The sequence below is a fragment of the Mesorhizobium sp. 131-3-5 genome, assembly GCF_016756575.1.
GTDB classification, from domain to species: domain Bacteria; phylum Pseudomonadota; class Alphaproteobacteria; order Rhizobiales; family Rhizobiaceae; genus Mesorhizobium; species Mesorhizobium jarvisii.
Map to the genome: position 1 here is coordinate 1150087 of NZ_AP023254.1, position 23909 is coordinate 1173995.

Annotated in this window: 22 protein-coding genes; 11 read left to right on the forward strand and 11 right to left on the reverse strand. The window is 64.1% G+C overall.

Going from position 1 to position 23909, the window contains the following annotated elements; genetic code table 11:
• Positions 1 to 53: 53 nt before the first annotated feature.
• Genes JG747_RS05585 through JG747_RS05595 form a run of 3 tightly spaced genes read right to left on the reverse strand, consistent with a single transcriptional unit; the run spans position 54 to position 2054 of the window.
• Positions 54 to 908 carry a DUF429 domain-containing protein gene (locus tag JG747_RS05585; RefSeq protein WP_064981363.1) on the reverse strand — a complete coding sequence of 285 codons (855 nt, stop codon included), beginning with the start codon at positions 906 to 908 and terminating at the stop codon, positions 54 to 56.
• The gene (gene pdxY, locus JG747_RS05590; protein WP_202361333.1) at positions 905 to 1789 is read right to left on the reverse strand and encodes a pyridoxal kinase PdxY; all 885 of its coding nucleotides are present in this window, start codon (positions 1787 to 1789) and stop codon (positions 905 to 907) included. The genes JG747_RS05585 and pdxY overlap by 4 nt, the downstream gene beginning before the upstream one ends.
• Positions 1790 to 1802: 13 nt before the next feature.
• Positions 1803 to 2054, reverse strand: coding sequence for a hypothetical protein (locus JG747_RS05595; RefSeq protein ID WP_202361334.1), 252 nt, complete (start codon positions 2052 to 2054; stop codon positions 1803 to 1805).
• Positions 2055 to 2217: 163 nt separating this feature from the next.
• Between JG747_RS05595 and JG747_RS05600 the strand changes: the two genes are divergently transcribed.
• The 6 genes from JG747_RS05600 to ppa all read left to right on the forward strand — a co-directional run bounded on the left by JG747_RS05600 (position 2218) and on the right by ppa (position 6790).
• The gene (locus tag JG747_RS05600) at positions 2218 to 2856 is read left to right on the forward strand and encodes a LemA family protein (RefSeq protein WP_019861892.1); all 639 of its coding nucleotides are present in this window, start codon (positions 2218 to 2220) and stop codon (positions 2854 to 2856) included.
• 201 nt (positions 2857 to 3057) lie between these two features.
• Complete coding sequence (locus JG747_RS05605; protein ID WP_019861891.1) at positions 3058 to 3870, forward strand: TPM domain-containing protein; 813 nt, start codon at positions 3058 to 3060, stop codon at positions 3868 to 3870.
• Between the two features lie 4 nt (positions 3871 to 3874).
• Positions 3875 to 4762, forward strand: coding sequence for a TPM domain-containing protein (locus JG747_RS05610; RefSeq protein WP_202361335.1), 888 nt, complete (start codon positions 3875 to 3877; stop codon positions 4760 to 4762).
• Positions 4763 to 4766: 4 nt separating this feature from the next.
• Positions 4767 to 5405, forward strand: coding sequence for a TPM domain-containing protein (locus JG747_RS05615; protein ID WP_202361336.1), 639 nt, complete (start codon positions 4767 to 4769; stop codon positions 5403 to 5405).
• 152 nt (positions 5406 to 5557) lie between these two features.
• Complete coding sequence (locus JG747_RS05620; RefSeq protein ID WP_202361337.1) at positions 5558 to 6064, forward strand: GNAT family N-acetyltransferase; 507 nt, start codon at positions 5558 to 5560, stop codon at positions 6062 to 6064.
• A gap of 192 nt (positions 6065 to 6256) precedes the next feature.
• Positions 6257 to 6790, forward strand: a complete 534-nt coding sequence (gene ppa, locus JG747_RS05625) for an inorganic diphosphatase (RefSeq protein WP_019861887.1) — start codon at positions 6257 to 6259, stop codon at positions 6788 to 6790.
• Between the two features lie 15 nt (positions 6791 to 6805).
• Here ppa and JG747_RS05630 read toward each other — a convergent pair whose 3' ends face one another.
• Both JG747_RS05630 and JG747_RS05635 read right to left on the reverse strand, forming a co-directional pair.
• On the reverse strand, positions 6806 to 7399 hold the full coding sequence (locus JG747_RS05630; protein WP_019861886.1) for a hypothetical protein: 594 nt from the start codon (positions 7397 to 7399) through the stop codon (positions 6806 to 6808).
• Between the two features lie 43 nt (positions 7400 to 7442).
• Entirely contained in the window at positions 7443 to 8060 is a 618-nt protein-coding gene (locus tag JG747_RS05635) for a TetR/AcrR family transcriptional regulator (RefSeq protein ID WP_202361338.1), read from the reverse strand.
• 74 nt (positions 8061 to 8134) lie between these two features.
• Here JG747_RS05635 and JG747_RS05640 point away from each other — a divergent pair, with 74 nt between their 5' ends.
• A complete protein-coding gene (locus JG747_RS05640) occupies positions 8135 to 9418 on the forward strand; it encodes an MFS transporter (RefSeq protein ID WP_202361339.1) in 1284 nt (427 codons plus the stop codon).
• 110 nt (positions 9419 to 9528) lie between these two features.
• Here JG747_RS05640 and JG747_RS05645 read toward each other — a convergent pair whose 3' ends face one another.
• Positions 9529 to 9813, reverse strand: a complete 285-nt coding sequence (locus tag JG747_RS05645) for a hypothetical protein (protein ID WP_223217841.1) — start codon at positions 9811 to 9813, stop codon at positions 9529 to 9531.
• Positions 9814 to 10010: 197 nt separating this feature from the next.
• Between JG747_RS05645 and typA the strand changes: the two genes are divergently transcribed.
• Positions 10011 to 11840, forward strand: coding sequence for a translational GTPase TypA (typA, locus tag JG747_RS05650; protein ID WP_038650385.1), 1830 nt, complete (start codon positions 10011 to 10013; stop codon positions 11838 to 11840).
• Positions 11841 to 11901: 61 nt separating this feature from the next.
• Here the strand turns inward: typA and JG747_RS05655 are convergent, their stop codons facing one another.
• Together JG747_RS05655 and JG747_RS05660 are read right to left on the reverse strand one after the other, a co-directional pair.
• Positions 11902 to 12528 (reverse strand): DUF1062 domain-containing protein, encoded by a 627-nt coding sequence (locus JG747_RS05655; RefSeq protein WP_202361340.1) that lies wholly within the window; start codon positions 12526 to 12528, stop codon positions 11902 to 11904.
• A 374-nt stretch (positions 12529 to 12902) separates the two neighbouring features.
• Complete coding sequence (locus JG747_RS05660; RefSeq protein ID WP_244748337.1) at positions 12903 to 13664, reverse strand: alkaline phosphatase family protein; 762 nt, start codon at positions 13662 to 13664, stop codon at positions 12903 to 12905.
• Positions 13665 to 13846: 182 nt separating this feature from the next.
• On the opposite strand from JG747_RS05660, the gene JG747_RS05665 reads away from it, so the two are divergent.
• On the forward strand, positions 13847 to 14461 hold the full coding sequence (locus JG747_RS05665) for a LysE family translocator (RefSeq protein ID WP_027047515.1): 615 nt from the start codon (positions 13847 to 13849) through the stop codon (positions 14459 to 14461).
• Positions 14462 to 14482: 21 nt separating this feature from the next.
• Here the strand turns inward: JG747_RS05665 and JG747_RS05670 are convergent, their stop codons facing one another.
• Positions 14483 to 14809 carry a hypothetical protein gene (locus JG747_RS05670; RefSeq protein WP_027047514.1) on the reverse strand — a complete coding sequence of 109 codons (327 nt, stop codon included), beginning with the start codon at positions 14807 to 14809 and terminating at the stop codon, positions 14483 to 14485.
• A 128-nt stretch (positions 14810 to 14937) separates the two neighbouring features.
• The gene (locus JG747_RS05675; protein ID WP_202361341.1) at positions 14938 to 15501 is read right to left on the reverse strand and encodes a peroxidase-related enzyme; all 564 of its coding nucleotides are present in this window, start codon (positions 15499 to 15501) and stop codon (positions 14938 to 14940) included.
• 136 nt (positions 15502 to 15637) lie between these two features.
• Between JG747_RS05675 and JG747_RS05680 the strand changes: the two genes are divergently transcribed.
• Together JG747_RS05680 and JG747_RS05685 are read left to right on the forward strand one after the other, a co-directional pair.
• Positions 15638 to 20428, forward strand: coding sequence for an NAD-glutamate dehydrogenase (locus JG747_RS05680; RefSeq protein ID WP_202361342.1), 4791 nt, complete (start codon positions 15638 to 15640; stop codon positions 20426 to 20428).
• A gap of 327 nt (positions 20429 to 20755) precedes the next feature.
• Positions 20756 to 22132, forward strand: coding sequence for an MFS transporter (locus JG747_RS05685; RefSeq protein ID WP_027047513.1), 1377 nt, complete (start codon positions 20756 to 20758; stop codon positions 22130 to 22132).
• A 133-nt stretch (positions 22133 to 22265) separates the two neighbouring features.
• Here JG747_RS05685 and purH read toward each other — a convergent pair whose 3' ends face one another.
• Positions 22266 to 23882: a bifunctional phosphoribosylaminoimidazolecarboxamide formyltransferase/IMP cyclohydrolase gene (gene purH / locus JG747_RS05690; RefSeq protein ID WP_202361343.1), complete on the reverse strand. Its 1617-nt coding sequence runs from the start codon at positions 23880 to 23882 to the stop codon at positions 22266 to 22268.
• Positions 23883 to 23909 lie beyond the last annotated feature (27 nt).

The window sequence follows — 23909 nt, forward strand, 5'->3', positions numbered from 1 at the left end:
GTGGGGTCTGGCCATAAACGCCATGCGTATAAGCGGGACGTCCGCCGACATTGTCATGCCCAGATGGCGACCGGTATGCCAAAACCGTCAGCGAGTGGCGGGTTGGGAAATGGCTTCGCGCTGCCGCTGGCGATGCGGCCGGCGATCAGCATCATGACCGCCGCATCGAGGAAATCATCGGCGGCCGCGCCACGCGGCGGCGGCTGGTCGAGGAAGTCCATGGCATAGCCATGCCGGCACAGCAGCGCCTTGCGCTCCGCCATGCCGGCCGGATTGACGCTGCCCTTGATCTTCTTGGGCAGCTGCATGGCCTGGTCGCCATTCAGGCGGCAGAAAGCGACTTCGGGATGCGATTCGAAGACGCGGCCGCGCAGATCGGGCCGCGCGATCAGCAGGGCGTCGATCTCGCGGATCTTCGAAAAGATGCCGAAGGCCTGGATCGAAACGCCGCGCGGCGGGTCGGATGTGGCCCTTGCCACCGCGCTTGCCCTGCGATGCGCGGCATACCAGGCTTCGATTGTGGTGAAATCGCTGGTGTCGGCATAGAGCGCGGCGCGGGACGGGATCGAAAACACGCTGGACTGGCGCGCGCCGAGCAGCGGCCTGACCAGCGCTTCCGGTCCGCGGCCGCCTTTGCTGGAGAATTCGGGCAGGCCGATCGGCATGTCGACGGCGACAACCGCATTGTCGGGAGTTGCCGCGAGCAGCGCCGCGAAACTGGCGAAGATTTCAACCGATGGCGCTGAACCAGGGTTACGAGGTGTCGAACCGGGGTTACGAGGTGTCGAACCGGGGTTACGAGGTGTCGAACCGGGGTTACGACGTATCGAACCGAGTTGGCGCCGCACGGCGATCCAGCCGGCCTTGCAACCGTCGGCGCCGACGAGTACGGCCCCGGCCGAAGTCACGCCCGGCGATCCCGCCCCGGATGCGTGACATGGCGCAGCTGCACCATGGCCATCGGGTGCGACAGGCTCTGCGCATCGGTTTCGAGCTGCAGCTCGTCGCCGCCGCGTTTTGCCGTGCGCGCCAGGATCTCGTAGACCGCCGCGGTGGTCGATTGCAGCGCCTTGATCGGTGGTTGGCCGGAAAGGATGCGGGCGAGGTAGACGGCCGCCGTCAGATCGCCCAGGCCGTTCGGCGGCTTGTCGATCAGGCGATGTTCGGCCAGCAGCGCCTGGGTGCCGTCGAGAAGCAGATTGCCGGTGCCGCCAATCATCATCGATTGTGCCGAGGTGATCAGCATTGTTGACGGCCCGGCGTGGAGTGCTGCCGCGATCACCGATTTGAGGTCTGGCAGCGGCGCGCCGGCCATCCATTCCAACTCATAGCGGTTGGGCGTGGCGATGTCGGCGATCGGCATCAGCCGGTCTCGCATGGCGGCGGCGGTGGGCTCAGGCACGTAGAGCCCGCCGGAATCGCCCATCACCGGATCGCAGATATAGACGGCATCAGGCGTCCTGGCCTTCACCGCGGCGACCAGTGAGGCGACGGCCTCGGCCTGGCCGGCCTCGCCGAGATAGCCCGACAGCACCGCGCCGACCTCGCCCAGCCATGGCGCGCGCTCGAGGTCGGCCATCAGCGCCTTGAACTGGTCGAGCGGCGGCACGATGCGCGTCGCGCGCCCATGACCGGGATGCCAGGGCAGGATGATCGTCGGAACCGCCCAGACTGGAAAGCCAAGTGTTTCGAGCGCAAAGACGGCAGCGCGGTTGCCGACCGAACCACGGGCGACATGGCTGGAAATGACGATGACCGCACGCGGCGCGTCGGGTTTTTCGGCGCTCATTGTCTTTTGATTCCTAGCTGCCCCGGGTGAGGAAAAGCACGAGCCAGACCATCAGGCCCAGCGCCAGAAGCAGGCCGAGTATCCTGCCAATGCGCGTGCCCCAGACCTCGATCGGGTCGGTGCGGTCGGCGTCGGCGGCGGCGACATGGTCGCGCACGCCTTTCGTCGTCCGCGCCACGAAGGAGGCGCCCGCCGGATCGGTCTCCTGCGCGACGCGGTCGAGGATGCGGCGCGATTCCCTGTCGCTGTCGTGGCGTTGCGCCATGATGATGTCCCGTTTTGACCGGACCTTATCGCGTTCGCGCGGCCAATCACAGGGCCTTGCGGCAAGGCGATGGATGCCGTCGCTGGTCCAGAGGCCGAGGCCGTTTTCTTGCGCGCCGATTGTGGTAATGCTTCGCATGCAACTTCTATCGAGGGACCCCATCATGCTTGCCCAGCGCCTTGCTCGCCCATCGCCATTCCGCACGCTGCCCGCCTTCCTGATGATGGCAATCGTCCTGCCGCTGCTTGCCGGCTGCGGCTACAACACGATCCCGACGGCGGAGGAAAACGCCAAGGCGGCCTGGAGCGAGGTGCTGAACCAGTATCAGCGCCGCGCCGACCTCATCCCCAATCTGGTCGAGACGGTCAAAGGCTATGCCTCGCATGAAAAGGACACGCTGGACGCGGTGGTCGAGGCGCGCGCCAAGGCGACGCAGATCACGGTGACGCCGGAAACGCTGAAGGATCCCGAAGCCCTCAAGAAGTTCCAGGATGCCCAGGCCGGGCTGACCAGCGCGCTGTCGCGGCTGATCGCGGTGTCGGAGGCCTATCCCGACCTTAAGGCCAACCAGAATTTTCTGGCGCTGCAGGCGCAGCTCGAGGGCACCGAGAACCGCATCGCGGTGTCGCGGCGCGACTACATCCAGGCGGTCAGGGACTACAATCTAACGCTCAAGACCTTCCCGTCGGTGCTGTGGGCTACCTTCTGGTTCCGCGGCAACGAGCCCTTCGCCAACTTCACCGTCGACGAAGACAAGATGCAGCCGCCGAAGGTCGATTTCGGCACGAAGCAGGGCGGGTGAACGATCAATTAGCGGGTCTGGTCCTTGTTGACCTTGAGTTCCGTCACACCCCCCTCTGTCCTGCCGGACATCTCCCCCGCAAGGGGGGAGATCAGCTGTCGTTTCGGCTTTCGCCAATTTTCGGCGTTTGAAGGTTTGGGCCGACGGCAAAGCTGCCAATCTCCCCGCTTGCGGGGGAGATGGCCGGCAGGCCAGAGGGGGGTGCGAAGGAACGCCGCCCTCAATTTTCTTGGCCCGCTTTTCCTCCTTGTCTTCTTCCTCCCCCTAACTGCCCTCGCCGCCGATCTCCCGGCGCTTACCGGCCGCGTCGTCGACAATGCCGGCATCATCGATGCCGGCACCAAGGCGGCGCTGACACAAAAACTCGCCGACTTCGAGACCAAGGGCTCCGACCAGATCGTCGTGGCGACGATTCCCAGCCTCGACGGCGAGGAGATCGAGCCCTATGCCAACCGGCTGTTCCGCTTCTGGAAACTCGGCCAGGCCGGCGAGAACAACGGCGTGCTTCTGCTGGTCGCCAAGAACGACCACAAGATGCGCATCGAGGTCGGCTATGGGCTGGAAGGCACGCTGACCGACCTGCACACCAAGCTGATCATCGAGAACGACATGGTGCCGGCGTTCCGCGCCGGCGATTTCCCAGGCGGCATCTCCAAGGCCGTCGACGACATGGTCATGGTGCTGGAAGGCAATCCGGAGGAGTTGGAAGCGCGCGGCAAGCGCAACCAGCAGGCGCCGTTCAATTCCGACGACCTGTTCTTCGCCATTTTCATCAGCATCTGGGCGATCATCTTCTTCGGCAGCATCGCCGCCTCCATCCTGCCGCCGATCTTCGGCAAGAAGCTTGGACCCGGCCGCTATCGCTGGCTCGGCATGACGTTCGAGCCCGGCCGGCGCTCCTCAAGCGGCGGCTGGTCCTCCGGCAGTTCCGGCGGCGGCTGGTCTTCGGGCGGCGGTGGCTTTTCCGGCGGCGGCGGTTCGTCCGGCGGCGGCGGCTCCTCGGGAAGCTGGTGACGGCATGACGACACGCCGCCTGCCGAGGCCCGGCTATTTCAACCCGACGATCCACGTTGTCCTGGGTGTTCTGGCGCTGCTGTTGTCCTGTTTCGCGGGTTTTGCCGCCGAATTGCCAGCGCTCACCGGCCGCGTCGTCGACAATGCCGGTATCATCGATGCCGACACCAAGGCGGCGCTGACACAAAAACTCGCCGACTTCGAGACCAAGGGCTCCGACCAGATCGTCGTGGCGACGATTCCCAGCCTCGACGGCGAGGAGATCGAGCCCTATGCCAACCGGCTGTTCCGCTTCTGGAAACTCGGCCAGGCCGGCGAGAACAACGGCGTGCTTCTGCTGGTCGCCAAGAACGACCACAAGATGCGCATCGAGGTCGGCTATGGGCTGGAAGGCACGCTGACCGACCTGCACACCAAGCTGATCATCGAGAACGACATGGTGCCGGCGTTCCGCGCCGGCGATTTCCCAGGCGGCATCTCCAAGGCCGTCGACGACATGGTCATGGTGCTGGAAGGTCATCCCGAGGAACTGGAAGCGCGCGGCAAGCGCAATCCGGCCGACAGAAGCACCCCCATCGATCCGATCGTCGCGGTGTTCCTGATCCTGTGGGCGACGATGTTCTTCGGCGGCCTGGCGATGGCGTTCCTGCCGCCGATGTTCGGCACCAAGCTGTCGCCGGGCGTGTATAGATGGCTGGGCATGACGTTTCGTTACGGCAGGGGGCCGAGCGGATCCTCGGGCCGCAGCGGCTGGACGACGGGTTCGTCGGGTGGCGGCTGGTCGTCGGGGAGTTCCGGCAGCAGCTGGTCGTCGGGATCGAGCAGCAGCGGCGGCGGGTTCTCGGGGGGCGGCGGCTCGTCCGGTGGTGGCGGTTCTTCAGGAAGCTGGTGAGACAATGGCAACACGACCGATCAGCCCGCAGGATCACGAGCGCATCGCCGATGCGATCCGCGCCGCGGAAACCAAAACCGACGGCGAGATCTACTGCGTCGTCGCGCATGCCAGCGACGGCTATTTCGCTCCGGCCGCCATGATGGCGACGCTCGGCATGCTGATCGTCAGCCTCGCCGTCGCCTATGGGCTGGAGGCATGGTGGCTCACCATCCGTCTGCCGCATTTCGTCGTCGCGCAATTGCTGGCGCTGGCCTGCGTGTTTGCCCTGTTGTGGGCTGTTCCCGGGCTGCGCATCCATATGGTGCCAAGGCGACTGCGCTATCAGGCGGCGCACGCCAATGCGATCAAGCAGTTCCTCGCCCGCAACGTCCACCGCACCACGGCGCGCACCGGCGTGCTGGTCTTCGTCTCGATCGCCGAGCGCTATGCCGAGGTGGTCGCCGATTCGGGCATCGACGCCAAGGTCGGCCAGCATGTCTGGGACGGCGTGGTGCGTGACCTGACGGCGCATGCCGGCGACGACCGGCTTGCCGACGGCTTCGTCAAGGCTATCGAGCAGGTGGGGTCGGTGCTGGCCGAGCATTTCCCGGTCACGTCTGGCGATACCAACGAGCTGGACGACCATCTGGTCGAAATCTGAGAGCCTGCTGGTAGACACCACTTTACCGATCCGGCCTGCTTGCTGACGGGCTTTGCGCAATGTCAGCAATGTCAGGATCGGCTGTGAGAAAGCAGCCGGCGGGCCACCCGGACTCTTGCAATCGGCCGATGCGGGTTTATGGTTAACAAATCATGAATACGCTGACGATCGACATCCGGAAAGCCGACCCGCGCGATGCAGGCGCCATTGCCGAAGTGCATCTGGAAGCATGGCGCGGCGCCTATTCCGGCATCATTCCACACCGCACGCTGACGTCGATGATCAACCGCCGCGGCGCCGACTGGTGGGCCAATGCGATTCGCCGCGCCGCCACCGTTCTGGTCGTCGAAATCGGCGGCACCATCGCCGGCTATGCGACGATCGGCAAAAACCGCGCCCGGGAACTCAAGCAGCAGGGCGAGATCTACGAATTGTACCTGCGCCCGGAATATCAGGGCATCGGTCTTGGCCGGCGGCTGTTTTCGGCGGCGAGGGCGCGTCTTGCCGACCATGGCCTGAAGGGCTTGGTGGTGTGGGCGCTGGAAGACAACCAGAACGCGCTGGCTTTCTATGCCGGCGCCGGCGGCCGCGATGTCGCCGAGGGCGTCGAGATCTTCGAGCAGAAAGCGCTGAAGAAGGTTGCCTTCGTCTGGGAATGACCGCCGATCGCGCAAAGCAAGGCCGTACGTGGTGCGTATCCCCGTGAAATCACGACGCTGAAACATCTTGTGGCGATGATTGAACGCATGTGACGCCATCGCGTCCCGCCTGACGTTCACCAGCACCATTCGCCGCATTGCGCCCTTGTGCGCCGCCCGCTATCTCCTCCCAACCGAGAGAGGGACAAATCCATGCGCATTGAAGCCATAGCCACCGGAAAGAATCCGCCCGAAGACGTCAACGTCATCATCGAAGTGCCGATCGGCGGCGAACCGATCAAGTATGAGATGGACAAGGAGGCCGGCACGCTGTTCGTCGACCGCTTCCTGCACACCTCGATGCGGTATCCCGGCAATTACGGCTTCGTGCCGCACACGCTGTCGGGCGACGGCGATCCGATCGACGTGCTGGTCTGCAACACGCGCGCGCTGGTGCCGGGCTGCGTCATCAATGTGCGGCCAATCGGCGTCTTGATCATGGAAGACAATGCCGGCCAGGACGAGAAGGTCATTGCCGTGCCGTCACCCAAACTGACGCTGCGCTACGAGAACGTTACCGAGTATACGCAGCTGCCCGACATCACCCTGCAGCAGGTGCAGCACTTCTTCGAGCACTACAAGGATCTCGAGCCCGGCAAATGGGTCAAGATCGAAGGCTGGCACGATTCCAAATATGCCAAGAAGATGATCGTCGATGCTATCGAACGGGCGAAGAAGATCAAATAGTCCGAGTCCGAACGGTCAGTTATCCACCCGGCCGAAAGCCGGCACATTGCCGATGACGGTGTGCCGGTCCTTGCCGCAGGCGAAGGTTCGCGCCTTCTCATCGGCGAGTTTTCGCGCCTGGTCGTTGGCTTGCGGATTGCCGGTGGCCAGCACAAGGCCGACCGTGCAGCTTTCCCGCGCATCCATCTGGCCGACCTTGGCGACAAGCAGCACGTCTGTCGATTTGTTCTGATCCTCGGCATTGCTGATCGTGCGGCGGTGGATGACCGCGAAGGGCACGGCCTTGTCGCCATTGGTTTCGATGCGCCATTCAACCTTGGCCGCGGACGAATTGAAGCCTGAAAAACTCTCCCAGACGGACGTCATGTCGCCGCCGGGCGGAAAACCGTAGAACAGCGATTCACGGGCGTCGTCATAGGCGATGAGCACGGGATAGCCGCGATAGCCCGAACAGGCGAGATCGGCCCAGTCGCCATCGCCTTCTGCGGCCTGCGCATAGGTCACGCAATCCTTCTTCGAATCGAGGTCGGTATAGGCGCTGGATATGTCACCGGCACGAGCCTCCTGACACAGGCCGGCAAGCGCAAGCGGGATCAGAATGGCACGCATGACGACAATCTCCAGTTAGGCCGGAGCAACGTATCGCCAAACGCTATTTCTTCAAGCTCGCTTCTATCAGCAGATCGGCGTTCGTCGCCACCGACTGAGCGGGGCCGCCGAGACCAAACAGCTGGCCGCTGATATAGGCGCCTTCGATCAAAAGCAGCAGCCCATCACCCAGAGTGTTGGGGTCCTGCGCGCCCATAGCGGCGGCCATGGCGCGCAAGCGGCGGCGCAGCTCCTGCTTGTTGGCCTCGCTAACGACACGCGCCGGATGGCCGCGCTCGGGATATTCCACGGCCGCGTTGGTCATGCCGCAACCGCGGTAGTCGGGCTTTTGCGTGCGCTTGCCGACGCGGGTCAGGAAGGCGCCGATCTGCGCGCGCGGGTCGCCGGGATGAGCGTCGACCGCCTCGTCGAAACGCTCCCAGTATTCGTGGTCATACTGACGCAGATAGGACGCCGCCAGCTCGTCCTTCGACGGGAAACTTCGGTAGAGGCTGGGTTTGGTGACGCCGGCGCGTTTGACGATCTCATCGACGCCGATTGCCCTGATGCCGCGCCGGTAGAAAAGGTCATACGCCACGTCGAGGATCTTCTTGGCCGCCTTCGGCGGCGCCGATGCATGATCGTCGCTGATGGACAGTTCAATATTTTTGTCAGTTGGCATCATGGAACTCGATTGACAATGTTACCGATCGGTACGTATACGTGCTCCCATCTTGCAACGTACCGGTCAGTAACATGATAGCTCAATCCCGTCCGTTTGGCCAGCGCTACGCCTTCGTGGTGGTCGGTGTCATCTTCCTTTGCCTGCTGATCGCCGCCGGGTTGCGCTCGGCGCCCGCCGTCATGATGCTGCCGCTGGAAAACAGCTTCGGCTGGCGGCGCGATGTCATCTCGCTGGCCGCAGGCGTCGGCATCCTGCTCTATGGTCTGACCGGCCCGTTCGCCGCCGCGTTGATGGAGCGGATCGGGCTGCGGCGCACGCTGATCGCATCGCTGCTGGTGATGTCGGGCTCGACCGCTCTCAGCCTGCTGATGACCAAGCCCTGGCATCTCTTCATCACTTGGGGCGTCTTCTCGGGCATCGGCTCCGGTGCTGTTGCCAGCGTGCTTGGCGCCACCATCGTCAACCGGTGGTTCAAGACCAATCGCGGCCTGGTCATGGGGTTGATGTCGGCCTCCAGCGCCACCGGCCTGCTGGTGTTCCTGCCGCTGCTCGCCTCGCTGGCGCAATCGGGCGGCTGGAGGCCGGTCGCCATCGCCGTCGCGGTCGCCACGGCCTTCCTGCTGCCGCTGGTCTGGCTGCTGGTGCCGGAGCGTCCGGCTTCGATCGGCATGGTGCGCTATGGCGCCGAGGCCGACGACGTGCCGCCGGTGCCAGCGGCATCGCAAGGCAATTTCCTGGCGCATACGCTCAATACGCTGCGCCGCGCCGCCGGCACGCGGGTGTTCTGGTACCTGTTCGCCACCTTCTTCGTCTGCGGCTTCACCACCAACGGGCTGGTCGGCACGCATCTCATCGCCTTCTGCGGTGACATGGGCATCGGCGAGGTGCAGGCCGCCGGCCTTTTGTCGATGATGGGCATTTTCGACCTGATCGGCACAACGCTGTCGGGCTGGCTCACCGACCGTTTCGACCCGCGCAAGCTGCTCGGCGTCTACTATGCCATCCGCGGTCTGTCGCTGATCTATCTGCCCTATTCCGGCTTCTCGGCGACCAGCCTGATCATCTTCGCCGTGCTCTACGGCCTCGACTGGATCGCCACCGTGCCGCCGACACTGCGGCTTGCCAATGAAGCGTTCGGCGACCGCAGCGGCCCGATCGTGTTCGGCTGGATCGTCGCCGGCCATCAGGTGGGTGCGGCCACTGCGGCCGCCTTCGGCGGCACGATGCGCGAGCTGCAGGGCAATTACGAGCTCGCTTTCCTCATCGCCGGCATGACGGCCATCGCGGCGGCCTGTATCGCGCTGCTGATCAACACCAGCCGGCCGGCGTTCGACCCGGAACCGCAAGCCGCCTAAGGCGGGATAAGGCTAAATTCAATCAAGGCGATCTGACGGCCGTCACATCGCCATGACTGTTCCAGGGCGTGTCAATGGTTGCCGCTGTCAGGGACGGCAATTATGGGCGGTCAATCCGGGTAGCAGACCATCGGAATGTTCGGCCACACCGCGCTGTCGCAGTTGGCGCTGACTTGCCTCTGTTTGAAGGCGGTGCTGACCGGTCCCGTCACCATCGGGTCAACGCCATCAGGCGCATCGGCAAAGGCCTGTTCGGCGGTCTGGGTGTCTGACTGCGCAACGGCGCGCGCGCCTTTCTGGGTCGCGGCAGCCGACTGCGCGGCGTTGGCCGCCAGCAGCAAGGCAAAGGCCACCGAAGCGATGAGCGGCCAAAATCTGTTGAGTTTATCGGTCATGACGGTCGAACTGCCCGGGCCCTGAAAGGTTCCCGCCTTGGTTAACAAAATCATCTCACACGCAGATGCTTAAGATTTGATGAGTATTTGGTGTCGCGCTTCCCCTTTCGCAACTGCGAAAAACCCTGTATGAGCCGCGCAACCGAAAGAGGCAGCGCCTTTGGCCTGCTGCCTGCAACGCTTCCGAGACCCAGAACATGAAACTCCGTAATATCGCGATCATCGCGCACGTCGACCATGGAAAGACCACCCTTGTCGACCAGCTTTTGAAGCAGTCCGGCTCCTTCCGCGACAATCAGCGCGTCGCCGAGCGCGCCATGGATTCCAACGACCTGGAAAAGGAGCGCGGCATCACCATCCTGGCCAAGGCGACCTCGGTCGACTGGAAGGACACCCGCATCAACATCGTCGACACACCCGGCCACGCCGATTTCGGCGGCGAGGTCGAGCGCATCCTGTCGATGGTGGATTCGGCCATCGTGCTGGTCGACGCCGCCGAGGGCCCGATGCCGCAGACCAAGTTCGTCGTCGGCAAGGCGCTCAAGGTCGGCCTGAAGCCGATCGTCGTCATCAACAAGATCGACCGCCCGGACGCCCGCCATGTCGAGGTGGTCAACGAGGTGTTCGACCTGTTCGCCGCGCTCGACGCCACCGACGAGCAGCTCGACTTCCCGATTCTCTACGGTTCTGGCCGCGATGGCTGGGTTTCGGAAAATCCGGAAGGCCCGAAGGACCAGCAGCTTGGGCCGCTGTTCGATCTCATCATCAAGCATGTGCCGGCACCGACCGTCCATCCCGGTCCGTTCCGGATGATCGGCACCATCCTGGAAGCCAACCCCTTCCTCGGCCGCATCATTACCGGCCGTATCGAATCCGGCACGCTGAAGGCCAACCAGGCGGTCAAGGTGCTGCACCATGACGGCACCCAGATCGAAACCGGCCGCATCTCGAAGATCCTGGCTTTCCGCGGCCTCGAGCGCCAGCCGATCGAGGAAGCCCAGGCGGGCGATATCGTCGCCATCGCCGGCCTGTCCAAGGGTACCGTCGCCGACACGTTCTGCGACCTAGCGGTTACCGAGGCGCTGCATGCGCAGCCGATCGATCCGCCGACCGTGACCATGTCCTTCCTGGTCAATGACAGCCCGCTCGCCGGTACCGAAGGCGACAAGGTGACCAGCCGCGTCATCCGCGACCGCCTGCTGCGCGAGGCCGAAGGCAATGTCGCGCTGAAGATCGAGGAATCGCCCGACAAGGATTCGTTCTTCGTCTCCGGCCGAGGCGAATTGCAGCTCGCCGTGCTGATCGAGACGATGCGCCGCGAAGGCTTTGAAATCGCCGTGTCGCGGCCGCGCGTCGTCATGCAGAAGGGTGAGAACGGCGAATTGCTGGAACCGGTCGAGGAAGTCGTCATCGATGTCGACGAGGAACATGCCGGCGTGGTCGTGCAGAAGATGTCGGAGCGCAAGGCCGAGATGGTCGAACTGCGCCCTTCCGGCGGCAACCGCCAGCGCATCGTCTTCCACGCGCCGACGCGCGGCCTGATCGGCTACCAGTCGGAGCTTCTGACCGACACGCGCGGCACCGCCGTGATGAACCGGCTGTTCCATGCCTACGAGCCCTACAAGGGCGAACTGCCCGGCCGCACCAACGGCGTGCTGATCTCCAACGAGCAGGGCGAATCGGTCGCCTACGCCATGTGGAACCTGGAAGACCGCGGCCCGATGGTCATCGATCCGGGCGTCAAGGTCTATCAGGGCATGATCATCGGCATCCACTCCCGCGACAACGACCTCGAAGTGAACGTGCTGAAGGGCAAGAAGCTGACCAACATCCGCGCCGCCGGCAAGGACGAGGCGGTCAAGCTCACCCCACCGATCCGCATGACGCTGGAACGCGCGCTGGCCTGGATCCAGGACGACGAACTGGTCGAAGTGACGCCGAAGACCATCCGGCTGCGCAAACTCTATCTCGACCCGAACGAGCGCAAGCGTTTCGAGAAGTCGTCCAAGGCGGTCGGCGCGGCGTAATTTCTTCTTCCGACGATTTCCGAGAGGGGCGGGGCACCAGGTGCTCCGCCCCTTTCTCGTTTTACCCGCCGGCTGCGGAGATGATCGCTTCGTGGTCCGGCTCGCCGGCCAGGTCGATCCGGATCGTCATCCCCTGGCGGGCCGGCTTGCGTAGGGCTTTGTCGCCGTCCGGATCGACGATCAGCAGGCGTCGTTCCTCCAGCGCCTGAAGCCGCGAGCGCGAGATGCCAAGTTCGCCGGCGAGCAGACGATCAAGCCGCAGCGATGTCGGCATTTCCAGCCCAAGGCGGAGTTCCAGCGCCGCCGCGCGGTCCCTGGCGCCGCCTAGCAACCGCTTATGCACGGCGACATCGGGAAACTCCTCGACGCGCCCGACCTGGTTGCGCAAGGCGACCATGTCGAAGGCATGGCGCCGCGCCAGTCCCGGGTCGTTGCTTTCGAACGCCTGCAGCAGGGCCGGTTCGATGTCGCGGCGGTTGCAGCGTTCGAAAATGCCGAAATTCCAGGAATTATTGCAGTCGACGCAGCGGTAGATCAGCCACACGTCGATGCGCTTGCCGTTGGCGTTGACGCGGAATTTTCCGCTGCAGCGATAGGCCTTCATGCCGCCGCAGCGATTGCAGTTGATCAGCGGTTGAGGTGCGATTTGGGGCGCGATCGCCCAGTGGATGCGTAAAGTGCCGGACATGCCGGTAAGCCCTTCCCGTCGGGAAGTTCATCAGGTCGGCACGATCGAGATGCCCATGCGGGCGCGGCGTGGCGGTAGGCTGTGGGGATGGTCAGGTGTCGCCGGCGGAAAGCGCGCGACAGCGGTTCAGCAGTGCCAAACCGGTCTCGAACCGCCGCCCAGAAGAACACATGAATATAAGACAGGCACCGCGGATGCGGCGCCATGCGAGTGTGTTGGGGGAGTTGACGAGACCGGCGGTTACTGAGGCAAAGTGAAGCTCAAAATTGTTTCGTGGCAGGTCTTCTAGCCGTAGCCAACGAGGACGGCAAGGCAGGCCAACGAATGATGGCTTCCGACTTTATTCGGGGCATTCGGAGACGTCCGGCGGGAAACTACCGTCGGTTCCATGCACTGGCGATCACCGATCTGATGCCGCTGGTGCCCAGGGGAGGTACGCTTTCTATGTCTTCAATGGTTCGCAAGACGGAATAGTGATCGATCTTTTCGGAGTATCTCCCTGGTTCAACTCGAAATCCGTAGAATAAAGTAAATATATGATTCTCTGTATGGTAGTCGTCTTCATCGAATGTTATGATAAAAAGGCTGTTGTTTTTCTTCGACCAAGCCGCGTAGCCTCCAAGGTAAGTTCTCAACCAGGCATCCGCCGTCTCTATTGTGCCATCATGCATGTCATTTTCGAGATTGGGGATTACGAAGCTAACGGATGGTAGCTTCGCATAGTCGCGAGGGAACTGGGCCAAAGGCTTCTCAAATCCCTTTGAATCCGCAAACGATTCCCAAGGATTGTGTTTTCGCGGCGATTTGGCTTCGACGTAGCCCGTGAACGTCTTGCCGTGAGCTCGAAGACGAGCGGCCAGGTTCGGTGCTGCAAAGCTATGCATGCCATCGTCATGGACGCCTTGTGTCAAGCCGCTGAACAGGGCGAAGTAATTGGGTTGGCTGGGGTGAGCAACCCCGTAGGATCGATCGAACAGAGCGCCGCCTTTTACCAGCCTGTTCAAATAGGGAGCACCTCGCCCCGCCAGAGAAATCTGCTCAAAGGTGTGGTTTTCCATGATCACGACAACGACGTGATCATATTTCGGCGGCTTCCTTGACGATGCTACAGCCTGCGGCGCTCCGGTCAGCGTCATGACGGCTACCAGGACAGCCGGCATGGAGAACCGTCGAAGGACAGCGCGCCAACTTTGCACAGCCACGAGAACTCCTCCTCCCGCCGGCTCGGCAAGATCAACCTGACTGCAAGCCACCAACGTTGCAAGCGGCGATGTCGATCGGATATCGTCCGCCCTTCAACCGCTTGGAAGGCAGTGCCATGCATCTCACCTCGCTCCTGATCTTCGCCGCCGCCTTGTTCGTTGCCGCCGGCTCGCCCGGTCCGTCGATCGCGGCACTGGTCGCACGCGTCATCGCGAAGGGCTTTCGCGACGTGTTCCCGTTCCTTCTCGCCATGTGGATCGGCGAGGGCATCTGGCTGTCGCTGGCGGTGTTCGGACTTGCCGTCGTGGCGCAGACCTTTCACTTTGCCTTTGTTGTCGTGAAATGGGCAGGCGTCGCCTATCTCGCTTACCTTGCCTGGAAGATGTGGACGGCGCCCGTCGACGCGAAAGAAGGCGAGATGCCGCGCGAGGATTCAGCCGTGAAGCTGTTCTTCGCCGGCATGGCCGTGACGCTCGGCAACCCCAAGATCATGATGTTCTACCTGGCGCTGCTGCCGACCATCATCGACCTCGCTTCGGTCAGCATCGTCGGCTGGGTCGAGCTGACGGTGACCATGGCGGTGGTACTGATCGCCATCGATCTCGCCTGGGTGCTTGCCGCCTCGCAGGCGCGCAAGCTCCTCAGAAGCAAGCGCGCCATGAAGATCGCCAACCGCGTCAGCGCCACGACGATGGCTGGCGCTGCCGCTGCCATCGCGGCGCGCTCTTGAGCATGATCCTGAGGCGAGGCGTCAGGCCATCATATTGATGATCGGTGCGATCTCGACGTTGCAGTTCGGCATGGCCAGCATCGGGCAGCCTTTGGCCTTTTCGGCGGCATCGTCGATGTCTTTGGCCTCGATGATCGAGTAGCCGCCGGTCGGGTTGCTGCCGCCGTTGTTTTCTATCTTGCCGCCAGGCAGGACGGTCTTCGACATGCCGACTGGATTGCCTGGATCGACAACGGCCGAGCCAAGCTTTCCGAACCAGCCTGTCCAGGCGTCGGTCATCGCCTTTCGCTCGGCTTCGCTCGTCGGCATCTTCCCGGAGCCGTGATAGACGTAGAGAAACTTCGCCATGTTCTCCTCCCTTGATGAGCGGCATTGAACCGGCATGCGGTCATGCCGCCTGCCGATCATCGGACCAAACCGGCAAACGCGCAACGGAAATGAGGGGTGGCTAATATAAGGCGCGGCTAGGGCCCGCCTCAACGCGCCATGGAGTGGTACTCGTCGTTCGGCCGCATGTCGATTGCCGCCGCCACCCGGTTCGACATATTGAAGAAGGCCGCGGTCGAGGCGATGTCCCAGATGTCGCGGTCGCCGAAGCCGACCTTTCGCAGCGCTGCCCGGTCGGCCTCGACGATCTTGGCCGGCTCCTCGGTCAGCTTGACGGCGAATTCGAGCATCGCTGTCTGCCTGGGGGAAAGCGCGGCGGCACGGAAATTCATCACCATCATCTCGCCGAGCGCCGGGTCGCCCGACAGCTGTCGCACCGCGGCGCCATGCGCGGTCAGGCAGTAGTAGCAATGATTGATGGAGGACACGGCAACGGCGATCATCTCGCGCTCCAGCTTCGACAGGCCGGACTCGCCCAGCATCAGGTCGTTGTACATGTCAGTGAAGGCGCGCAGTTTCTTGTCGTCGAAGGCATAGGCCTTGAGCACGTTGGGAACCAGGCCGAGCTTCTCCTCGCATTTGGCGAAATAGGCCTTTGTCGGCTCGCTCAGCTCTCCCGAGGCCAGATCCAGTGCTGAAATTTTGCCGGTCATGGGTCATTTCTCCTCGTCGGGCGCTCTTTTGTGATCGAATTCCGATAATTCATGGCAAGCCGTCAAACCTTTGTCGCCAAACAGCGGTCATCTGCTACGATAGTCGTAAAAGCATTCGACGGGAGGGAATAGCGTCATGGCCAGCGTGAAATCCGCAGCGAAGCCGAAGAAAAAAGCCACATCGGCGACAAAGACCGAGGAAAGGCCAGCCAGGCTTGCCGATTACCTGCTCGCCCGGGCACCGGCGGAAGACATCGCCGCCTATGAGGAGGCCGATCTCGAACGCGCCGCCGACCTCGCGGGCCAAGCGGTCGCCGGCCACAAGAAGGGCGCGTGCGTGGTTGCCGTCGAGACCGATTCGGGCGTCGTCCGCGAAGGCCGCCCGGTCACGGTCATCACCGTCGTCAACGACAACATGCCGTTCCTGTTCGATTCCATCCTCGGCGAGATTACCGAGACATCCGGCGAGCCGACCCTGGTCACCCACCCGGTCATCACCGTTCGCCATGGCAAACGCGGTGTCGAGGAAATCCTCGGCGACGGCAATTTCGCCAAGGACGATGGCAGCCACGATCGGCTGAGCGTCATCCATGTCCACATACCGCGGCTGACGGTGGAAGCGGCAAACGCCCTGACCGAGCGGCTGCGCAAGATGCTTGGCCAGGTCCATGCCGCCGTCAAGGACTGGAAGCCGATGCTCGCCCGTCTCGACCAGGCGATCTCGGAATTCCGCTATTCGGCGGTACCGCTCGACAAGAACAGCGTCGCCGAGGCGATCGCCTTCCTGGAATGGCTGCGCGACGACAATTTCACCTTCCTCGGCATGCGCGAGTTCAAATACTCCGGCGGCGAGGAAAGCGGCAATCTCGAGCGGGCCGACAAGCCCGGCCTCGGCATTTTGTCCGATCCCGATGTGCTGGTGCTCAGGCGCGGCACCGAAGCGGTGACGACGACCCCTGAGATTCGCGCCTTCCTGCATGGGCCGGAGCCGCTGATCGTCACCAAGGCCAATGCCAAGTCTTCCGTGCACCGGCGCATCTATCTCGACTACATCGGCGTCAAGACCTATACCCCGAAGGGCACGCTTGCCGGCGAACTGCGTATCGTCGGCCTGTTCACCTCGACCGCCTACACGCGCTCGGTGATGAAGATCCCGTATCTCAGGTCCAAGGCCGAAACCATCATCGCCAAGTCCGGCTTCGACCGGCACGACCACTCCGGCAAGGCGCTGATCAACGTGCTGGAAAGCTATCCGCGCGACGAACTGTTCCAGGTGCCGGTGCCGATCCTGCGCAAGCATGCCGCGGCCATTCTCGGCCTGATAGAGCGGCCGCGCGTGCGGGCGCTGGTGCGCGCCGACCAGTTCGACCGATTCGTCTCGATCCTCGTCTTCGTGCCGCGCGACCGTTACGACAGCGTCGTGCGCGAGAAGATCGGCGCCTATCTGAAAAACGTGTTCGAAGGCCGGCTGTCGGCCTATTACCCGGCCTTCCCCGAAGGCGGGCTGGCGCGCGTGCATTTCATCATCGGCCGCTCCGGCGGCAAGACGCCGAAGGTCGAGCAGGCGACGATCGAGGCGGCGATCCGCGACATCGTGCGGACATGGGAGGATGCCCTTTCCGACGCGGCGGATGCGGGTGGCGGCGACCAGGCGTTGAAGGCCATCGCCGCAAGGCTGCCGGAAAGCTACCGGGACACGTTCAGCGCGGCGGTGGCGCTGGCCGATGCCGGGCGCATCGCCAGGATTAGCGCCGATAATCCCATCGCCATCGACTATTATCGCCATGCCGAGCAGAAGCCGCACCAGGCGGCGCTGAAGATCTATCACCATGGCAGCCCGGTGGCGCTGTCGCGGCGCGTGCCGGTGCTGGAAAACATCGGCTTCCGCGTCATCAGCGAGCGCACCTTCGAGGTCGGCGGCGACGCGACCGACATGGTCTTCATCCACGACATGGAACTGGAGAACAGCTACGGCAAGCCGATCGACCTTACCGATGGCGGCGCGCTGTTCGAGGACGCCTTCCTGTCGGTGTGGCGTGGCGACGTCGACAATGACGGCTATAATGGCCTGGCCCAGACCGCCGGCCTGTGGTCCGGTGAAATCACCATCCTGCGCGCCTATGGCCGCTATCTGCAGCAGGTTGGCATTCCGCAAAGCCAGGATTTCATCGCCGCGGCGCTCAACCGCTATCCCGACATCGCGCGCGGCCTGCACGCGCTGTTCATCGCCCGGCTCGGCCCGACGGCGGAAACCGAGGGCGTGGTGGCGGCAAAGCACCTCAAGGCCAAGATCAAGGACGCGCTGGAAGATGTGCCCAACATCGATGACGACACCATCATCCGGCGCTACCTCAATCTGATCGAAGCCTCGCTGCGCACCAATCATTTCGTTGCCGATACGAAGCAGAAGGGCCAGTCGCTGGCGATCAAGCTCGAGTCGCAGGCGGTCGAGGGTCTTCCGGCGCCACGACCGTGGCGCGAGATCTTCGTCTACGGTTCCGAGGTCGAAGGCCTGCATCTGCGCTTCGGCCCGGTGGCGCGTGGCGGCCTGCGCTGGTCGGACCGCGCCCAGGACTACCGCACCGAAGTGCTCGGCCTGGTCAAGGCGCAGCAGGTCAAGAACGCCGTCATCGTGCCGGTCGGCGCCAAGGGCGGCTTCTTCCCCAAGCGCCTGCCGGTGGGCGGCAGCCGCGACGCGATCTTCGAGGCCGGTACCTCGGCCTACAAGAATTTCGTCTCAAGCCTTTTGTCGATCACCGACAATATCGGGCTGGACGGTGTCATTCCGCCGGCCGGGGTCGTGCGCCGCGACCAGGACGATCCCTATTTCGTCGTCGCCGCCGACAAGGGCACGGCGACCTTCTCCGACACCGCCAACGCCATCTCCGAGAAACATGGCTTCTGGCTCGACGATGCCTTCGCCAGCGGCGGCTCGGCCGGCTATGACCACAAGAAGATGGGCATTACCGCCAAGGGCGCCTGGGAAGCGGTCAAGCGGCATTTCCGCGAGATCAACCGCGACATCCAGACCTCGCCCTTCACCGTCGTCGGCGTCGGCGACATGTCGGGCGACGTTTTCGGCAATGGCATGCTGTTGTCGCCGCAGACAAGGCTGATCGCCGCCTTCGATCATCGCGACATCTTCATCGATCCCGATCCCGACATGACGGCCTCGATGGCCGAGCGCGAGCGTATGTTCGCGCTGCCGCGTTCGAGCTGGCAGGACTATGACAAGACCAAGCTGTCGGAAGGCGGCGTTATCGTCTCGCGCAGCCAGAAGTCGATCACCTTGCCGGCGACCGCCGCGGCGGCGATCGGCCTCAGCAAGACCACCGCCACGCCGGCCGAGATCATGACCGCCATCCTCAAGGCGCCGGTCGACCTCCTGTGGTTCGGCGGCATCGGCACTTACTTGAGGGCCTCCACCGAAAGCAATGCCGAGGTCGGCGACCGCGCCAATGACGCCATCCGCATCACCGCGCTCGACGTGTGCGCCAAGGTGATCGGGGAGGGCGCCAATCTCGGCGTCACGCAGCGCGCCCGCATCGAGTTCGGCATGAATGGCGGTCGCTGCAATTCCGACGCCATCGACAATTCGGGCGGCGTCAACTGCTCCGACGTCGAGGTCAACATCAAGATCGCGCTGGCGTCGGCCATGCGCAAGGGATCGCTGACGCGCCCGGCCCGCAACAAGCTGCTGGCCGAGATGACCGGCCAGGTCGGCGGGCTGGTGCTCTCCAACAACTACCAGCAGACGCTGGCGCTTTCGATCGCCCGCAAGCGCGGCCTTGCCGACATCGCGCACCAGGCCCGCTTCATGTCAGCGCTCGAAGCGCGCGGCCTGCTCGACCGCGCCGTGGAGACGCTGCCGTCGCCGGCTGCCCTTGCCGAGCGCGAGGCGCGCGGCGAGCCGCTGACCAGGGCCGAACTCGGCGTGCTGCTCGCCTATGCCAAGATCGTGCTGTTTTCCGACATCGTCGCCAGCGATGTGCCTGACGATGCGCATTTCGACCGTGACCTGATGGGCTATTTCCCTGACCGGATGGCGAAGAAATACGCCGCCGAAATCCACGGCCACAGGCTGCGCCGCGAGATCATCGCCCGCGTCGTCGCCAACGACCTGGTCAATCGCGGCGGCCCGTCCTTCGTGAACCGGCTGCAGGAAGCCACCGGGCGCACCGCCGCCGACGTGGTGCGCACCTTCGCCGTGGTGCGAGACGGCTTTGCGCTGCCGGCGCTCTATAGCGAGATCGATGCGCTCGACAGTCAGATCGACGGCCAGGTGCAGCTCGATCTCTACCAGATGGTCAGCCGGCTGATCTACGTGACCAGCGGCTGGTATCTGAAGAACGATGCCGGCACGGCGCCGCTCGGCCAGCGCATCGCCGAGCTGCAGGACGCGCGCAAGGCGCTGGAGCCGAAGCTCGTTTCGCTGCTGCCGGCTTTCTCGCGCGAGCGGATCGAGGAGAAGCGGCACGGGCTGTTCAAGGCTGGCGCGCCGGAAAAGCTGGCCGAGCAGCTGGCGCTGAGCGAGGTGGCCGAACTCATCCCCGACATCGCGCTGACGGCGCGCACGGCCGGTGCTGACATCGTCGCGGCGGCACGAGCGTTCTTCGCGGTCAGCGATGCCTTCCGCATCCCGCGTGTCGAGGACGCGGCGCGCTCGATCACGCCTTCGGACTACTACGACCAGTTGGCGCTATCGCGCGCCACCGACACGATCGGCGCGGCGCGTCGCGGCATTGCGGTGGCGGCGCTCACCGGCCATGCCAAGGCAGCGGATCCGGTGGCGGCCTGGCTGGAAGCCGGCGGCGAGCGCGTGGCGCGCATCCGCGAGCGTCTGCAGGCGCTCACCGAAGGCGGCGAGATCACCGTGTCGCGGCTGTCCGTGGCGTCTGGGCTGATGAGCGATCTGACCGGGATGTGAGGGTTCTTGCGGAGGTTGGCGCCGCCCCTCATCCGGCTGCCGCCGTTCGTTGTTCGAAAAGCCAAGCAATTGGCTTTTCGTCCGCTACGCGAGCCACTCCTCACCTCCCGTATAGTGACAGGGAGAAGGGAACTGGTCGCAAGGCCGGCCCCATTCTGCGACGTCGACAATTGGCGAAAGCCTTCGCGACAGCGTCTTTCTCTCCGTCACTATACGGGGAGAAATGTCCGGCAGGACAATGAGGGGCGGCGCAGCGCTTGTCATTTGCATGGGCATCAGAAACATGCAGACATGGCGCCCGACGCGGGTGGGGCCGAGGGAATCATCATGGCGGTAGAGACAATGCAGCGGGCGTCCGGGCGCGGCATCTGGGGATGGATGTTCTTCGACTGGGCGGCGCAGCCGTTCTTCACGGTCGTCACCACCTTCATCTTCGGTCCGTATTTCGTCTCGCGCATGGCTGGCGATCCCAACACCGGCCAAGCGGTCTGGGGCTACGGGATCGCCGCGGCAGGGCTGGTCATCGCCGTGCTGTCACCTATCCTCGGTTCGATCGCCGACCAGACCGGGCCGCGCAAGCCGTGGATCGCTTTCTTCGCCGCGATCAAGATCACCAGTCTCGCTCTGCTCTGGTTTGCCGCACCCGGCTCGAACCTGTTCCTGGTCGTTGCGCTGTTTTCGCTGGCTTCGGTGGCGGCGGAATTCTCCACCGTGTTCAACGATTCGATGATGCCGCGGCTGGTGCCGAAGAGCGAGATCGGCCGCATCTCCAACACGGCCTGGGGGCTCGGCTATCTCGGCGGCATGATCGCGCTGATCTTCGTCGTCACCTGCCTCGCCGGCTCGCCCGAGACCGGCAAGACGATCATCGGCATCGACCCGCTGTTCGGCCTCGACCCGAAGCTTGGCGAGGATGCGCGCGCCACCGGGCCGCTGTCGGCCGGCTGGTATTTCCTGTTCATCCTGCCGATGTTCTTCTTCACGCCGGACGCCATCAAGGGCATTCCGATCGGGCCGGCGGTGCGCGAGGGCCTGTTGGAACTGAAATCCACGCTGGCCGAGGTGCGCAGGCGCGGCGGCATCTTCCGCTTCCTCGTCGCCCGCATGATCTACCAGGACGGCGTCAACGCGCTGCTGGCGCTCGGCGGCACGTTCGCGGCTGGCATGTTCCATTGGTCGATCACAGAGATCGGCATGTTCGGCATCATCCTCAATGTCGTCGCCATCTTCGGCTGTTGGATCGCGGCACGCCTCGACACCGCGCTCGGCTCCAAGGCCGTGGTGATGATCGCACTGGTCATGCTGTCGGTCGCCACCATCGGCGTCGTCTCGACCGGCCCAGGCTTCACGTTGCTCGGCCTGATCCAGCTGCCGACCACCGATTCGGGCGGGCTGTTCGGCACGGCGGCCGAAAAGGCCTACATCATGTATGGCCTGCTGATTGGCCTTGCCTTCGGCCCGGTGCAGGCGTCGTCACGCTCCTACATGGCGCGCAGCGTCACGGCAGCGGAATCCGGCCGCTATTTCGGCATCTATGCGCTGGCCGGGCGGGCGACCAGCTTCCTGGCGCCGTTCCTGGTGGCGACCATCACCGCGCTCAGCGATTCGGCGCGGCTCGGCATGGCCGTGATCATCCTGTTCCTCGGCATCGGCATGGCGATCCTGGTCAGGACGCCCTATCCGGCGGATCGGCCGGCGGAATAGCGCCTTACTCTCCCCTTGTGGGGAGGGTGGATCCGCGAAGCGGAGCGGGGTGGGGGTCAGCGCCATCACCCCACCCCGGCGCGCTCGCAAGCGAGCGCACCGACCCTCCCCATCAAGGGGAGGGTAAACGTGCTCAGTGCCGGAAATGCCTCACGCCCGTAAACACCATCGCGATGCCATGTTCATCGGCCGCCGCAATGACGTCCTTGTCGTTCATCGAGCCGCCCGGCTGGATGACGGCGGTGGCTCCGGCGGCGACCGCGGCAAGCAGGCCGTCGGCGAAGGGGAAGAAGGCATCGGAGGCGACGACCGAGCCCTTGGTCAGCGGTTCGACCATGCCGGCGGCCTCGGCCGCGTCCAGCGCCTTGCGGGCGGCGATGCGGGAGGAATCGACGCGGCTCATCTGGCCGGCGCCGATGCCGACCGTGGCGCCGTCTTTTGCATAGACGATGGCGTTCGACTTGACGTGCTTGGCGACGCGGAAGGCGAATTTGAGATCGGCCATCTCCGCCGGCGTCGGCGCGCGCTTGGTCACCACTTTCAGTTCGAGATCGTCGACCACGGCGTTGTCCCGGCTCTGGACGAGCAGGCCGCCGGCAACGGATTTGACGGTCGTGCCGGGCGAGCGCGGGTCGGGCAAGCCACCGGTGACCAGCAGGCGCAGGTTTTTCTTCGCGGCAACGATCGCCGCGGCCTCGTCCGTGGCATCGGGCGCGATGATCACCTCGGTGAAGGTCTTCACGATGTCCTGCGCCGCTTCGGCGTCGAGGGTGCGATTCATTGCGACGATGCCGCCGAAGGCCGAGACCGGATCGCACGCAAGCGCCTTGGCGTAGGCCGATTTCAGCGATGTGCCCTCGGCGACGCCACACGGGTTGGCGTGCTTGATGATGGCGACCGCGGCGGAGCGGCTGGGATCGAACTCGCCGGCCAGTTCGAAGGCGGCGTCGGTGTCGTTGATGTTGTTGTAGGAGAGCTGCTTGCCCTGCAGCTGCCGCGTCGTGGCGACGCCAGGGCGCTTGTCGCCATTGACGTAGAAGCCGGCGCTCTGGTGCGGGTTTTCGCCATAGCGCATCACTTCGGTCAGCCTGCCGCCGAAGGCGCGCCAGGTCGGGTGCTCGATCTCCAGCGCCTCGGCGAACCAGCTGGAAATCGCCGCGTCATAGCTGGCGGTGCGCGCAAAGGCCTTGGCCGCCAGCTTCTTGCGGAAATCCAGCGACAGCGAGCCGATGTTCATTTCCAGTGCGTTCAGCACCGAGGCGTAGTCGCCTGGATCGGTGACGATGGCGACATAGGCGTGGTTCTTGGCCGAGGCGCGGATCATCGCCGGGCCGCCAATGTCGATGTTCTCGACGATTGCTGCATAGTCGGCGCCGGAGCGGCGGACTTCCTCGAACGGATAGAGATTGGAGACGAGGAGGTCGATCGGCTCGATGCCGTATTTGCGCATCGCCGCCGCATGCTCGGGGTCGTCGCGCACGCCAAGCAGCGCCCCATGCACGGAAGGGTGCAAGGTCTTGACGCGGCCATCCATGATCTCGGGAAAGCCGGTGAGTTCGGAGACATCGCGCACCGCCAGGCCGGCCTCGGCGATCGCCTTGGCGGTACCGCCGGTCGAGACCAGTTCGACGCCGGCCGCGGCCAATGCCGTGGCGAAGTCGATGAGGCCGGTCTTGTCGAACACCGAAAGCAAGGCACGGCGTACGGGAACGAGGTCCGGGGCGGGAATGTTCTTGGCGGCGACGGCCATGGGCTGGCGGCCTTTCACGGCTGGAGG

Coding starts and splice junctions, on each gene's coding strand:
- pdxY (WP_202361333.1), bottom strand. CDS start 1,789: ATGAGCGCCGAAAAACCCGACGCGCCGCGTGCGGTCATCGTCATTTCC.
- JG747_RS05595 (WP_202361334.1), bottom strand. CDS start 2,054: ATGGCGCAACGCCACGACAGCGACAGGGAATCGCGCCGCATCCTCGAC.
- JG747_RS05600 (WP_019861892.1), top strand. CDS start 2,218: ATGCTTGCCCAGCGCCTTGCTCGCCCATCGCCATTCCGCACGCTGCCC.
- JG747_RS05610 (WP_202361335.1), top strand. CDS start 3,875: ATGACGACACGCCGCCTGCCGAGGCCCGGCTATTTCAACCCGACGATC.
- JG747_RS05615 (WP_202361336.1), top strand. CDS start 4,767: ATGGCAACACGACCGATCAGCCCGCAGGATCACGAGCGCATCGCCGAT.
- JG747_RS05620 (WP_202361337.1), top strand. CDS start 5,558: ATGAATACGCTGACGATCGACATCCGGAAAGCCGACCCGCGCGATGCA.
- ppa (WP_019861887.1), top strand. CDS start 6,257: ATGCGCATTGAAGCCATAGCCACCGGAAAGAATCCGCCCGAAGACGTC.
- JG747_RS05630 (WP_019861886.1), bottom strand. CDS start 7,399: ATGCGTGCCATTCTGATCCCGCTTGCGCTTGCCGGCCTGTGTCAGGAG.
- JG747_RS05635 (WP_202361338.1), bottom strand. CDS start 8,060: ATGCCAACTGACAAAAATATTGAACTGTCCATCAGCGACGATCATGCA.
- JG747_RS05640 (WP_202361339.1), top strand. CDS start 8,135: ATGATAGCTCAATCCCGTCCGTTTGGCCAGCGCTACGCCTTCGTGGTG.
- JG747_RS05645 (WP_223217841.1), bottom strand. CDS start 9,813: ATGACCGATAAACTCAACAGATTTTGGCCGCTCATCGCTTCGGTGGCC.
- typA (WP_038650385.1), top strand. CDS start 10,011: ATGAAACTCCGTAATATCGCGATCATCGCGCACGTCGACCATGGAAAG.
- JG747_RS05655 (WP_202361340.1), bottom strand. CDS start 12,528: ATGTCCGGCACTTTACGCATCCACTGGGCGATCGCGCCCCAAATCGCA.
- JG747_RS05660 (WP_244748337.1), bottom strand. CDS start 13,664: ATGACGCTGACCGGAGCGCCGCAGGCTGTAGCATCGTCAAGGAAGCCG.
- JG747_RS05665 (WP_027047515.1), top strand. CDS start 13,847: ATGCATCTCACCTCGCTCCTGATCTTCGCCGCCGCCTTGTTCGTTGCC.
- JG747_RS05670 (WP_027047514.1), bottom strand. CDS start 14,809: ATGGCGAAGTTTCTCTACGTCTATCACGGCTCCGGGAAGATGCCGACG.
- JG747_RS05675 (WP_202361341.1), bottom strand. CDS start 15,501: ATGACCGGCAAAATTTCAGCACTGGATCTGGCCTCGGGAGAGCTGAGC.
- JG747_RS05680 (WP_202361342.1), top strand. CDS start 15,638: ATGGCCAGCGTGAAATCCGCAGCGAAGCCGAAGAAAAAAGCCACATCG.
- JG747_RS05685 (WP_027047513.1), top strand. CDS start 20,756: ATGGCGGTAGAGACAATGCAGCGGGCGTCCGGGCGCGGCATCTGGGGA.
- purH (WP_202361343.1), bottom strand. CDS start 23,882: ATGGCCGTCGCCGCCAAGAACATTCCCGCCCCGGACCTCGTTCCCGTA.